The organism is Streptomyces sp. NPDC048270 (assembly GCF_040652335.1).
Lineage (GTDB): Bacteria > Actinomycetota > Actinomycetes > Streptomycetales > Streptomycetaceae > Streptomyces.
On sequence record NZ_JBEZLV010000077.1, the window covers coordinates 1 to 11,917 of the forward strand.

Below are 11,917 nucleotides of genomic sequence, written 5' to 3' on the forward strand. Positions count from 1 at the left end.
CTGGCGTTGATTTTTGGCACGCTGTTGAGTTCTCAAGGAACGGACGCTTCCTTTGTACTCACCCTCTCGGGCTTTCCTCCGGGCTTTCGTTCTGTTTCTTGCTGTTCTTGCGTTTCCGACTCTATCAGACTCTTTCGGGCCCGACTTCCTCGGTGCTTTCCAGGTTCTGCGCTTTCGCGCTTTCCCTTTCCGGCGATTCCGACTCTATCAGAAGATTTCCACCGGATTTACCGGCTTCGGATTCCTGAATGAGGAGTCGATGAGCCCCGCTGGAATTGCATTCCTTGCAGGGGCGAGAAAGATTGTAAACCGTCGCTGCCGAACTTGTCCAGTCCGAGGCAACCGTTCGAATCTACCTCCCCGTTCGCCAAGTGTCAACAGGGCTTCCGGGACGACGAGGAGACTAGCAGCTCAGCGGGGTCGTCCGCACATCAGGCGGCCGTCAGGCGGCCGTGGGGAGCGTCGCCGTGCGGTCGGCGGCCTCCACGTCGCCCGCCTCCCCGGCGCGCGCGGCCCTGCCGCCCAGGACGTAGACGTAGAGCAGGAAGGCGGCCTCGGCCACGACGCCGATGGTGATGCGGGCCCAGGTGGGCAGGCCGGACGGGGTGACGAAGCCTTCGATCAGGCCCGACACGAACAGGACCGCCGCGAGGCCGATGGCCATGCCGAGCGCCGCGCGGCCCTGTTCCGCGAGGGCCGTACGGCGGGTGCGCGGGCCCGGGTCGATGACCGTCCAGCCCAGGCGCAGACCGGTGCCCGCGGCGACGAACACCGCCGTCAGCTCGAGCAGGCCGTGCGGGAGGATCAGGCCGAGGAAGACGTCCAGGCGGCCGGCGGAGGCCATCAGTCCCAGGCCGACGCCCAGGTTGGCCATGTTCAGGAAGAGGATCCAGAGCACCGGGATGCCGAGGAAGGCGCCGAGTACGAGGCAGATCGCCGCCGCCTGGGCGTTGTTCGTCCAGACCTGGGCGGCGAAGGAGCCGGCGGGGTGGCTGGAGTAGTACGTCTCGTACTCGCCGCCGGGCTTCGTGAGCTCCTTGAGGTGCTCCGGGGCCGCGATGGCGCCCTGGACCTCCGGGTGCGTGGCTATCCACCAGCCGATGAGCACGCCGAGCGCCGTGGAGAGCAGCGCGGTCGGTATCCACCAGCGGCGGCTGCGGTAGACCGCGGCCGGGAAGCCCACCGTGAAGAACAGAACGGCGTCGCGCCAGCCGGCCCGGCGGGTGCCGGTCACGGTGGCGCGGGCGCGGGCGACGAGCTGGGTCAGGCGGCCCGTGAGCATGGGGTCGGGGGCGCTGGACTGGACGAGGGACAGATGGGTGGACGTGCGCTGGTAGAGGGCGACGAGCTCGTCGGCCTCGGCGCCGGTCAGCTTTCGGCCGCGGCCCAGGAGCTGCTCGAGGCGGTCCCATTCCGCGCGGTGTGCCGTCACGAAGACGTCGAGATCCATCCGGTTGCCGCTCCCCTGCCCCAGTGCCCCTGCTGCTGGCTATTCCTCGTGTGGTCAGCTTGGCAGACTGGATGCCTCAGGGGCGGGGCAGGTCATGCGAAAGGTGCTGTGGTGAGCGATCTGGTGACGGGGGACGCGGTCGTCCTGGGGTTGAGGCCGGCGAGGCTGCCGAGCCGGGCGCTGGCGATCGTCCTCGACCTGGTCGTGTACGTCGCCGGGTACGTGATCCTGTCCGTCGGCCTGGCTTTCGCGACCTCCTCGCTCGACGCGGCCGCGCGGGCGGCCGTGACGGTGGCCTCCTTCGTGCTGCTGCTGGTCGGTGTGCCGATCGCGGTGGAGACGCTCACCCACGGCCGGTCGCTGGGCAAGCTCGCCTGCGGGCTGCGGGTGGTGCGCGATGACGGCGGGCCGATCCGGTTCCGCCACGCGCTGGTGCGCGGGGCTCTGGGGGTCGTGGAACTGCTGATGACCTTCGGCGCCGTGGCCTGCATCGCCTCGCTGGTGTCGGCGCGCGGGCGGCGCCTCGGGGACGTGTTCGCGGGGACTCTCGTCGTCCGGGAGCGGGTTCCGGGGGCGCGGGTGATGCCGGTGCCTCCGCCGCCGCCGTGGCTGGCCGGGCGTTTCAGCGGGCTGGACCTGTCGGCGGTGCCGGACGGGCTGTGGCTGGCGGTACGGCAGTACCTGACGCGGATGAACCAGCTGGACCCGCGGGTCGGCGCGGAGATGGCGGCGCGGCTCGCTGACGATCTGGTCGCGCGGACCGGGGCGCCCGCGCCGGCGGGGGTGCCGGCCGCCGCGTTCCTGATGGCCGTGGTGCACGAGCGGCAGTCGCGGGACGCGGCCCGGGCCTTCCGCCCGGCCGGTGCGGCGCCGGGCGGCGCAGCCGCGGGCTACGCCCAGGGGCCGGTGGCCGGGGCCGCGCCCCTGCCGACGTACGCTCCCCCGGCTGCGTACGCTCCCCCGGCCCCGTACGGGGCCGGGCCGGTGCCGCCGGTCGGGGCCGCGCCGGTCGCGCCCGTGGAGGCGCCGCGCGCCGGTGGGTTCGCGCCGCCTGCCTGAGCGGTCACTCCTCGAAGGCCGAGGGCGGGGTCTCCAGGTGTTCGAGTTCGATGCCCGGAGCGGACAGGACCACGTCGCCCGCGATGTGGACGGTATGGACCTCGCCGGTGTCCAGGGCGCTGACCTGGTACTCGTCCACCAGGAGCGGCCCGCTGTCCGTGGGGTGCTCCTCGCGGCGCAGCAGGGCCCAGGCCTGGTCGACCGTACGGGGGGCCAGTACCGGGTCGGTGAGGGCGAGGAGCCGGACGCGGGTGGCGGGGGCGCCGGGGGTCAGGCGCAGCAGGCGGGCCGTCGCGATGAGGAAGGCCGGTGAGGTGCCGGTGAAGCCGGGGGCGTGGACGTTGCCCTCGGTGGCCTCGGCGCCGGCGGGGTCGGTGCGGACCCAGGTGACGCCGTCGATGGCGGCCCCGCGCACCTGCCAGCTCGACGCGTTCACCTCGAGGCGGATGGGCCGGCCGAGTTCGTCGATGGCCAGGTCGACGGAGCCCCGGTGGTCGCCCTCGGGGGTGGTCAGCTGGGAGACGTAGCGCCAGCCGGAGGGGCCGGGGGCGCAGTGGAAGTGCTCCTCGCCGAGGGGGGCGTGGTCGTGCGGGTCGTGCAGGGAGTAGCGGCCGCGGGGCATCGTGTCGGTCCTTGGGTGGGTACGGGGCAGGCCCCCGGCATCCGAGCCGGGGGCCTGCGTGACGTGCTGCCGCTCCTGCCGCGTGGGATCAGTAGCGGTAGTGGTCGGGCTTGTAGGGGCCGTCGACCTTGACGCCGATGTACTCGGCCTGCTCCGGGCGCAGGGTGGTGAGCTTGACGCCGAGCGCGTCGAGGTGCAGGCGGGCGACCTTCTCGTCGAGGTGCTTGGGCAGCACGTAGACGTCGGTCGGGTACTCCGACGGCTTGGTGAACAGCTCGATCTGGGCCAGGGTCTGGTCCGCGAAGGAGTTCGACATCACGAACGAGGGGTGGCCGGTCGCGTTGCCCAGGTTCAGCAGACGCCCCTCGGACAGCACGATCAGGACCTTGCCGTCGGGGAACTTCCAGGTGTGGACCTGCGGCTTGACCTCGTCCTTGACGATGCCCTCGATCTTCGCCAGACCGGCCATGTCGATCTCGTTGTCGAAGTGGCCGATGTTGCCCACGATCGCCTGGTGCTTCATCTTGGCCATGTCCGAGGCCATGATGATGTCCTTGTTGCCCGTCGTGGTGATGAAGATGTCCGCCGTCTCCACCACGTCGTCCAGGGTCGCGACCTGGTATCCGTCCATCGCCGCCTGCAGCGCGCAGATCGGGTCGATCTCCGTGACGATCACGCGGGCGCCCTGACCGCGCAGCGACTCCGCGCAGCCCTTGCCGACGTCGCCGTAGCCGCAGACCACCGCGACCTTGCCGCCGATCAGCACGTCCGTGGCGCGGTTGATGCCGTCGATGAGCGAGTGGCGGCAGCCGTACTTGTTGTCGAACTTCGACTTCGTCACGGCGTCGTTCACGTTGATCGCCGGGAAGAGCAGGCTGCCCTCGGCCATCATCTCGTAGAGGCGGTGGACACCGGTGGTGGTCTCCTCCGTCACGCCGCGGATCTCGGACGCGAGCTGCGTCCACTTCTGCGGGGCCTCGCCGAGGGTGCGGTTCAGGAGCGTGAGGATGTGGGCGTACTCCTCGGAGTCCGCCGTCGACGGGTCCGGGGCCGCGCCGGCCTTCTCGAACTCGACGCCCTTGTGGACGAGGAGGGTGGCGTCACCACCGTCGTCGAGGATCATGTTCGGGCCGCCGGTGGGGGTGTTCGGCCAGGTCAGCGCCTGCTCCGTGCACCACCAGTACTCCTCCAGCGTCTCGCCCTTCCAGGCGAAGACGGGGACGCCCTGCGGGTTCTCCGGGGTGCCGTTCGGGCCGACCGCGATGGCGGCGGCCGCGTGGTCCTGGGTGGAGAAGATGTTGCAGGAGGCCCAGCGGACGTCGGCGCCGAGGGCGACGAGGGTCTCGATGAGCACGGCGGTCTGCACGGTCATGTGCAGGGAGCCGGTGATGCGGGCGCCGGCCAGCGGCTGGGCCTCCGCGTACTCGGCGCGGATCGACATCAGGCCCGGCATCTCGTGCTCGGCCAGCGTGATCTCCTTGCGGCCGAAGGCGGCGAGGGAAAGGTCTGCGACCTTGAAGTCCATGGGTGCTGCTCCTCATGGTTCGAGAGGGTGGGTACGGCTGAGCCGTGCGCCTGCCGTGCGTGAGCAGGAAGCGGCGCACCGAGCACAGTCCGTCGGGGGCCCTCTCTCCCCTCGGCCGGTCACGTGGACCGCCCGACCGCCATCAGCAGCGACGCCTGACACTGATGACGAATCTACACCGATCGGCCCAGCGTCCCCCAGTTGGACGGGAACAAGTCGTGGCCGGGATTCGGGCCCTCCGGCGGACCGGTTCAGGGCCTTTCGGACTTTTGATCCATCCCTTACCTGGGGAAGGATGCCGGTGGATCGGAACACTTGCTCGATCGTGCGGTCCCGCAGGTCGCCCACGGCGTAAGGAGATTTCAGTGACCAGTCCGGCAGGCCCTCCCGCAAGCGGGGGCGCTGGGGGCGCCTCCCAGCCGCAGTCGGGGGGAGGGCACAAGCGCCTGAAGCTGCTCGCCGTCACCGCGTGTCCCACCGGGATCGCGCACACCTACATGGCCGCGGAGAAGCTCCAGCAGGCCGCCGACCGCCTCGGCATCGACATGAAGGTGGAGACCCAGGGCTCGATCGGGGCCGAGAACGTGCTCTCTGACAACGATGTCAGAGAAGCGGACGGCATCATCATCGCCGCCGACAAGGAGGTGGACCGCGAGCGCTTCGCGGGCAAGCGCGTCCTGTCCACCGGTGTCGCGGACGGCATCCACCGGCCGGAGGAGCTGATCGAGCGCGTGCGGAGCGCGCCGGTGCAGGCCGGGGCGGCCGCGGGTGCGGGCAGCGGCGGGAGCGGGGCCGCGGGCGGCGGCCACGAGCGCGGGGCCGCGTACAAGGCGCTGATGAACGGCGTCTCGCACATGATCCCGTTCGTGGTCGTGGGCGGCCTGCTGCTGGCCATCTCGATCGCGCTCGGCGGGCATACGACGCCCGAGGGCATCGAGTTCGACAAGGACTCGTTCTGGTTCTACGTCAACGCCCTGGGCGGCCTCGGCTTCAAGCTGATGCTGCCGATCTTCTCGGGCTACATCGCCTACGCGCTCGGCGACCGGCCGGCCCTCGTACCCGGCATGATCGGCGGCTTCCTCGCCGCCGACGCCGTGAACATCTACGGGGCCGACGCCAACGCGGGCTTCCTGGGGGCGATCGCGACCGGCTTCCTGGCGGGCTATCTGGTCGTCTGGATCAAGAAGGTCAAGGTCCCCAGGTTCGTCCAGCCGATCATGCCGATCATCGTGATCCCGATCGTCTCCACGGTCGCGCTCGGCCTGTTCTACATCTACGTGATCGGCCAGCCCATCTCCTGGGTGTTCATGCACCTGACCAACTGGCTGAACGGGATGACCGGCTCCAGTGCGATCGTGCTCGGCGCGCTGATCGGCCTGATGATCGCCTTCGACATGGGCGGCCCGGTCAACAAGACCGCCTTCCTCGTCGCGGTGGGCCTCATCGGCACCAACAACGCGGTCATGGGCATGGCGGCCGCGGCGATCCCGGTCATGCCGCTCGGCCAGGGCCTGGCGACGCTGCTGCGCCGCAAGCTCTACTCCGACCAGGAGCGGGAGACGGGCATCGCGGCGCTGTTCATGGGCTTCTTCGGCATCTCCGAGGGCGCCATCCCGTTCGCCGCCGCGCGGCCGGCCCAGGTCATCCCCGCGAACATGCTCGGTGGTGCGGTGGCCGGCGCCCTCGCGGGACTGTCCGGGGTGGAGGACTCGGTGCCGCACGGCGGTCCGATCGTCGCGGCGTTCGGTGCGGTCAGCGGGGTCGCGATGTTCTTCGTCGCCATCGCGGCGGGCACGGTCGTCACCGCGCTGGCCACCAACGCGCTGATCGAGATCAAGCAGCGCAGGGACGGCGGCCGGGCCCCGCAGGCGCCCGCCCCCGAGCCGGTCCTGGCCGGGGTGGGCACGGGTGCCGGGGCCGGCGTCGCCGCCGCCGCCGGTGCCGGCTCGGCTTCGGGTGCCGGCGCGGCCGCCGTACGGGCCCAGGCCGCGGCCCCGGCCGCGGGCGCAGGCCCAGGCGCCGGCCCGGCCGCCGGGCAGCCGCAGGTGCTCTCCGGCTATCTGACCGGGCGGACGGTGAAGACGGAGCTGGCCGCCGGCTCCAAGGAGGCGGCGATCCGCGAGATGGCGGAGATGCTGGCCTCCACGGGCAACGTCCGGGACGTGGACGAGCTCGTACGGGTCGCCCTCGCGCGGGAGGCGCAGGGTACGACCGGCCTCGGTGAGTCGATCGCGATCCCGCACGCCAAGACGGACGCGGTGTCCCGCCCCACGGTGGGCTTCGCCCGGTCCGGCGAGGGCATCGAGTGGGGCGCGCTGGACGGGACGAAGGCCCGGCTGATCTTCATGATCTCCGTGCCGGAGGCCGCGGCCGGCGACGAGCACCTGCGCATCCTTGCGCTGCTGTCGCGCAAGCTGATGGACGGCGGGTTCCGGGAGCGCCTGCAGAGCGCCCCGGACGAGCCCGCGATCCTGGACGTGCTGCGCGAGATCCAGTAGCCGCGGCTCCGCCCGGCGGGGTCCCCACCTGGTGCGGGACCCCGTCGGCGGTCCCGGTGCGGCCGGCCCGTACAGTTCGGCCGCACGTTCGGATCGAGGAGAGCCGGGGCGGGATCGTGGGAACGCAGGGCCGGGCGCCGGGGCGCCGGCTGGGGGTGGCAGCGGTGGTGCTGCTGGTGATGGGCGGGGCGGTGAGCTGCGCCGGGGGTCTGGGCGGGTACGTCTTCACGCCGACGCGGGTCATGACGTCGGACCACATGCGGCCGACCCTCTCCGCGGGCGGGTCGATGGTGGTCAACTCGCTGGCTCCCGGGGTGGAGCGCGGCGACGTGATCCTCTTCGACGCCTCGGCCTGGGGTGAGCGGGGACTGTCCGTGGAGCGGGTGGTCGCGGTGGGCGGCGACCGCATCGCCTATGCGCCCGGGGACCGGACGCTGACCTTGAACGACAGGCCGCTGGAGGAGCCGTACGTCCTGAACGGCGACCCGGTGGCGGGCTCGCCCGGCGCGTTCAGCGTGACGGTGCCGGAGGACCGGCTGTTCCTGCTGGGCGACACCCGCGGCAACTCCGCCGACTCCCGCTACCGGTTCGAGGTGGCGGAGGGCGGGACCGTGCCCCTGTCGGCCGTCAAGGGCACGGTCGTCGACCCGGGCCATCCGCTGGCCACGGGCTTGCGGACGGCGGTGTTCGCCGGGGCCGCCGTGCTGTGCGCCGGAGCGGTGGCCGGCGTCGCCTCCCTGCGGCTGCGCCGCCGTGCGCGGCCGGCCGCCGCGCAGCCTGCGTACGCGGGGCAGCGCGCCGCCCCCTAGGACATGGCGAAGGCCCCCGCGTGCCGTTCGTGCGGCGCGCGGGGGCCTTCGCGGGTCCGGGGCTACTTGGTGAGGGAGGTGGTGCCCTCGGGGCGGTAGATGTCCGGCTCGAGGTAGATCACCCGGGCGATCGGGACGGCCTCGCGGATGCGGGCCTCGGCCGCGTTGATCGCGTCCGCCACCTGGGTCGCGGTGTCGTGGCCCTCGACGGCGATCTTGGCGGCGACCAGCAGTTCCTCGGGACCGAGGTGCAGGGTCCGCATGTGGATCACACGGGTGACGACGACCCCGTCGACGAGCGCCGCGTTGATCTTCTCGACCTCGTCGGTGCCCGCGGCCTCGCCGAGCAGCAGGGACTTGGTCTCCGCGGCCAGGACGATCGCGATGATGATGAGCAGGACGCCGATGCACAGGGTGCCGATGCCGTCCCAGACGCCGTTGCCGGTCAGCAGGGCGATGCCGACGCCGCCGAGGGCGAGGACCAGGCCGACGAGGGCGCCGAGGTCCTCCAGGAGGACCACGGGCAGCTCGGGGGCCTTGGCCCGCTTGATGAACTGGCTCCAGGTCTGCCGGCCGCGGATCTCGTTCGACTCCTTGATCGCGGTGCGGAAGGAGAAGGTCTCGGCGATGATCGCGAAGACGAGGACGCCGACCGGCCAGTACCAGGCCTCGATCGCGTGCGGGTGGTTGATCTTCTCGATGCCCTCGTAGATGGCGAACATGCCACCGACGGTGAACAGCACGATCGAGACGAGGAACGCGTAGATGTAGCGCTCGCGCCCGTACCCGAAGGGATGCTGCGGTGTCGCCTCGCGCTTGGCCTTCTTCCCGCCGAGGAGCAGCAGACCCTGGTTCCCGGAGTCCGCGAGCGAGTGGACGCTTTCCGCGAGCATCGACGAGGAGCCGCTGAAGAGGAACGCCACGAATTTGGCTACAGCGATGGCGAGGTTGGCGGCGAGTGCCGCCACGATCGCCTTGGTACCGCCCGACGCGCTCATGGGTGCAGGGTGTCCTTCCTAGCCACTGACTACCGGCCGCACATTGTTGCAGCTACCGCGGCCGACGCCGCCTCAGACCGCCACGGTGGCCCGGAAGACGGTGCCCGTTCCGGACAGTTCGACCTTTTCCCCCGCCGGTACGAACACCGACTCGCCAGGGGTGAGCGACAGTTCGCCGACGCGGGGCGAACCGGCCGTGCAGAGCAGGATCTGCACGGCGTCCTCGGGGAGCACGCGGGTGGCCGCGCCGGGCGCGAGCAGGAAGCGGGAGAGCCGGAACTCGTCGATGGGGGCCTCGTAGACCTCCTCGCCGTCGCCCTCGGGGCGCAGCACGTTCGGCTCGCCGGACTCGAACCTCACGATCTTCAGCAGCTCCGGCACGTCCACGTGTTTGGGGGTGAGCCCGGCGCGCAGCACGTTGTCGGAGTTGGCCAGCAGCTCCACCCCGAGGCCGTCGATGTAGGCGTGCGGGACGCCCGCGCCGAGGAACACCGCCTCGCCGGGCTGGAGTCGGAAGTGGTTGAGCAGCATGGCCGCGATGACGCCCGGGTCGCCGGGGTAGTCGTGGACGAGATGGGCGTACGGGGCGTACGGGCCGCCCAGGCGCTCGGCGGCGGCCGCGGCCTCGGCGACGGTGCGGGCCATCTCCTCGCGGTCGGCGGTCAGTACGGCGGTGAGCACCTCGCGCAGCGCGGCGTCCTCGGGGTGGGCGCGCAGCAGGTCGGCGTACGGCTTGAGGGAACCGACGCCGAGGCCTTCGAGCAGTTCGGCGGAGTGCAGCGGGGGCCGGAAGCCGCACAGCCCCTCGAAGGGGGTGAGCGCGCAGAGCATTTCGGGCTTGTGGTGGGGGTCCTTGTAGTTGCGGTGGCCCGCGTCGATCGGGATGCCGCGCCGCTCCTCGTCCTCGAAGCCCGCCTTCGCCTGGGCGAGGTCGGGGTGGACCTGGAGGGAGAGGGGGGCGCCGGCGGCGAGGACCTTGAGGAGGAAGGGCAGCCGGGGGCCGAACCGGGCGACGGTGGCGGCGCCCAGTTCGCCCTCGGGGTCGGCGGCGATGACGTCCGAGAGGGCCTGTTCACCGGCTCCGCGGTCGATGCGGGACGGTGCGCCCGGGTGGGCGCCCATCCACATCTCGGCCTGGGGCTCACCGGTGGGTTCGGCGCCGAGCAGGTGGGGGATGGCGGTGGTCGATCCCCAGGCGTAGGGGCGGATCGTGTTCGTCAGGCGGTCCATCGTCGTCTTCCTGGATAGAGCCGGGTACGGACGTGTACCTCAGCTGTGTCCCCCGGAAGCCAACGCCAGGTAGGCGGTGGCGAAATCCGTGACGGCGAGGAGTTCGGCGAGCTGCTCCAGCTCCGCCCCCTCCTCCGGTTCGAGCTCGCTGATGGCCGTGTCGTGGCTGAGGGCGAGCTCGCGTGCGGCGGGGGCGGCGGAGAGCCCGCCGGCCGGCCGGTCACGCAGCAGGACGATGCGGGCGCGCAGAGCCTGGGGCTCTTCGACCCGGTCACGGAAGAAGTCTTCGGGATCGGCCCCGGCGGCGAAGGACCCGGCGAGGAGCACGCCGTGGGCGGGGAGCGCCTCGGGGAGCGCCGCGGCCAGTGCGGGCCGGCCGGCGAGCTCGGCGAGGGTCGCGGCGAAGCGGCGGCCCGCGGGTCCGGCGCCGGCGCCCTCGCTCCAGATGAGCGGGAGGGAGTCGGCGAGCTCGGAGGCCAGGGTCTTGGCCGGGTTGGAGTAGGTGGCGATGGCGGGTCCGCAGCGCTCGGCGGTGCGGTCGAGCCGGTCGGCGACGAGCTGGAGGGTCGCCGGGGCGGCGCTGATCATGCCGACCCTGTCGAGGAGCACCAGCAGTGGCGTCAGCAGGGCCCACAGGGCGCCGGGTCCGGCGGCGGCGGACTCGTCGTACTCCTGGTACGGGGCCTTGGCCATCGGTACGAGGAGGCCGTGCGCGCCGTCCACGGCCTCGCTCAGCGGCGAGCGCTCGGGGGCGACGGCGACGACGTTGCAGCCGCGCCGGTAGGCCTGCTCGGCGAGGACGGCGAGGCCGGGCTCGGTGCCGTCGGTGGTGGCGATGAGCAGCAGGTCGACGGAGCCGGCCCAGCCGGGCAGGGACCAGCGCAGGGCGCCGGAGGCGTGCGCGACGCCGGTGGGGTCCAGGCGGATGACGGGCGCGGAGGCTCCGGCGAGGGCGCCGAGCAGGTCGGCGACGCCGGTGGCGGCGGTGCCGGCACCGGCGATCATGACGGCGCGGGGGCGGCCGTCGGGGCGCAGGTCGCCGAGGCCCGCTTCGGCCGCGTGGCGGGCCGCGGTGCGGACTCTGGCGCCGGCTTCGGCGGCGCCCCGGAGCAGGCCCCGCCGGTCGGCGCGGGCGAGATCGTCCGGTGCGTCGAGGAGCGACTCGTCGAGCATGGCGGCCTCCGGCGGTGTCGGCGCGTGTGGGGTCAGGCGGGGCGGCGGGCCTCGTCCACGAGGAGGACCGGGATTCCGTCACGGACCGGGTAGGCGAGGCCGCAGTCCTGGCCGGTGCAGATCAGCTCGGGAGCCGTCTCGTCGGCCGACTTGTCCTCGAGGGGCGAGTGGCAGGCGGGGCAGGCGAGGATCTCCAGAAGACCGGCTTCGAGCGGCATGGGGCGGGGTCCCTTCGGGAATGCGGATGGTTCTGCGGTGCGGGCGAGGTCAGCGTACCGCCGAGTCACCTGCGGTGCGGCCTGGCCGGGGGGTCGGGTGCGGCGCCGCTGCCGGGGCTCCGCCCCGGACCCCGCGCCTCGAACGCCGGCGGGGCTGGATGCGCACACCCAGCCCCGCCGGCAAGGGCCGAGCCTCAGGCGCGGATCAGGGCCAGGACCTCGTCGCGGACCTTCGCCAGGGTCGCCTCGTCGCGGGCCTCCACGTTCAGGCGCAGCAGCGGCTCGGTGTTCGAGGCGCGCACGTTGAACCACCAGTCGGCGCCCGTGGCGGTCAG

General features: G+C 72.3%; 10 protein-coding genes and 1 pseudogene. 3 read left to right on the forward strand and 8 right to left on the reverse strand.

Annotated elements, in window-relative coordinates; genetic code table 11:
- Positions 1-442: 442 nt before the first annotated feature.
- Complete coding sequence (locus AB0D66_RS33180) at positions 443-1,450, reverse strand: stage II sporulation protein M (protein ID WP_362310899.1); 1,008 nt, start codon at positions 1,448-1,450, stop codon at positions 443-445.
- Positions 1,451-1,561: 111 nt separating this feature from the next.
- On the opposite strand from AB0D66_RS33180, the gene AB0D66_RS33185 reads away from it, so the two are divergent.
- Positions 1,562-2,509: an RDD family protein gene (locus AB0D66_RS33185; RefSeq protein WP_362310900.1), complete on the forward strand. Its 948-nt coding sequence runs from the start codon at positions 1,562-1,564 to the stop codon at positions 2,507-2,509.
- 4 nt (positions 2,510-2,513) lie between these two features.
- On the opposite strand, the gene AB0D66_RS33190 is transcribed toward AB0D66_RS33185, so the two are convergent.
- Together AB0D66_RS33190 and ahcY are read right to left on the reverse strand one after the other, a co-directional pair.
- On the reverse strand, positions 2,514-3,131 hold the full coding sequence (locus AB0D66_RS33190) for a hypothetical protein (RefSeq protein ID WP_362310901.1): 618 nt from the start codon (positions 3,129-3,131) through the stop codon (positions 2,514-2,516).
- Positions 3,132-3,219: 88 nt separating this feature from the next.
- Positions 3,220-4,656 carry an adenosylhomocysteinase gene (gene ahcY / locus AB0D66_RS33195; protein WP_362310902.1) on the reverse strand — a complete coding sequence of 479 codons (1,437 nt, stop codon included), beginning with the start codon at positions 4,654-4,656 and terminating at the stop codon, positions 3,220-3,222.
- A 365-nt stretch (positions 4,657-5,021) separates the two neighbouring features.
- Here ahcY and AB0D66_RS33200 point away from each other — a divergent pair, with 365 nt between their 5' ends.
- Positions 5,022-7,154 (forward strand): fructose-specific PTS transporter subunit EIIC, encoded by a 2,133-nt coding sequence (locus tag AB0D66_RS33200; protein ID WP_362310903.1) that lies wholly within the window; start codon positions 5,022-5,024, stop codon positions 7,152-7,154.
- 116 nt (positions 7,155-7,270) lie between these two features.
- Positions 7,271-7,963, forward strand: a complete 693-nt coding sequence (gene lepB / locus AB0D66_RS33205; protein WP_362310904.1) for a signal peptidase I — start codon at positions 7,271-7,273, stop codon at positions 7,961-7,963.
- A gap of 62 nt (positions 7,964-8,025) precedes the next feature.
- Here the strand turns inward: lepB and AB0D66_RS33210 are convergent, their stop codons facing one another.
- The 5 genes and pseudogenes from AB0D66_RS33210 to manB all read right to left on the reverse strand — a co-directional run.
- Entirely contained in the window at positions 8,026-8,961 is a 936-nt protein-coding gene (locus AB0D66_RS33210; protein ID WP_362310905.1) for a cation diffusion facilitator family transporter, read from the reverse strand.
- Positions 8,962-9,033: 72 nt separating this feature from the next.
- Entirely contained in the window at positions 9,034-10,191 is a 1,158-nt protein-coding gene (gene manA / locus AB0D66_RS33215) for a mannose-6-phosphate isomerase, class I (protein ID WP_362310906.1), read from the reverse strand.
- 39 nt (positions 10,192-10,230) lie between these two features.
- On the reverse strand, positions 10,231-11,364 hold the full coding sequence (locus AB0D66_RS33220) for an SIS domain-containing protein (RefSeq protein ID WP_362310907.1): 1,134 nt from the start codon (positions 11,362-11,364) through the stop codon (positions 10,231-10,233).
- A gap of 32 nt (positions 11,365-11,396) precedes the next feature.
- Positions 11,397-11,582 (reverse strand): Trm112 family protein, encoded by a 186-nt coding sequence (locus AB0D66_RS33225; protein ID WP_037797711.1) that lies wholly within the window; start codon positions 11,580-11,582, stop codon positions 11,397-11,399.
- Between the two features lie 194 nt (positions 11,583-11,776).
- Positions 11,777-11,917: pseudogene (gene manB, locus AB0D66_RS33230) on the reverse strand (phosphomannomutase/phosphoglucomutase); the annotation flags it as partial.

What these genes read in the sequence shown, in the direction of transcription:
- AB0D66_RS33180 (WP_362310899.1), bottom strand. Translation starts at nt 1,450, where the DNA reads ATGGATCTCGACGTCTTCGTGACGGCACACCGCGCGGAATGGGACCGC.
- AB0D66_RS33190 (WP_362310901.1), bottom strand. Translation starts at nt 3,131, where the DNA reads ATGCCCCGCGGCCGCTACTCCCTGCACGACCCGCACGACCACGCCCCC.
- ahcY (WP_362310902.1), bottom strand. Translation starts at nt 4,656, where the DNA reads ATGGACTTCAAGGTCGCAGACCTTTCCCTCGCCGCCTTCGGCCGCAAG.
- AB0D66_RS33210 (WP_362310905.1), bottom strand. Translation starts at nt 8,961, where the DNA reads ATGAGCGCGTCGGGCGGTACCAAGGCGATCGTGGCGGCACTCGCCGCC.
- manA (WP_362310906.1), bottom strand. Translation starts at nt 10,191, where the DNA reads ATGGACCGCCTGACGAACACGATCCGCCCCTACGCCTGGGGATCGACC.
- AB0D66_RS33220 (WP_362310907.1), bottom strand. Translation starts at nt 11,364, where the DNA reads ATGCTCGACGAGTCGCTCCTCGACGCACCGGACGATCTCGCCCGCGCC.
- AB0D66_RS33225 (WP_037797711.1), bottom strand. Translation starts at nt 11,582, where the DNA reads ATGCCGCTCGAAGCCGGTCTTCTGGAGATCCTCGCCTGCCCCGCCTGC.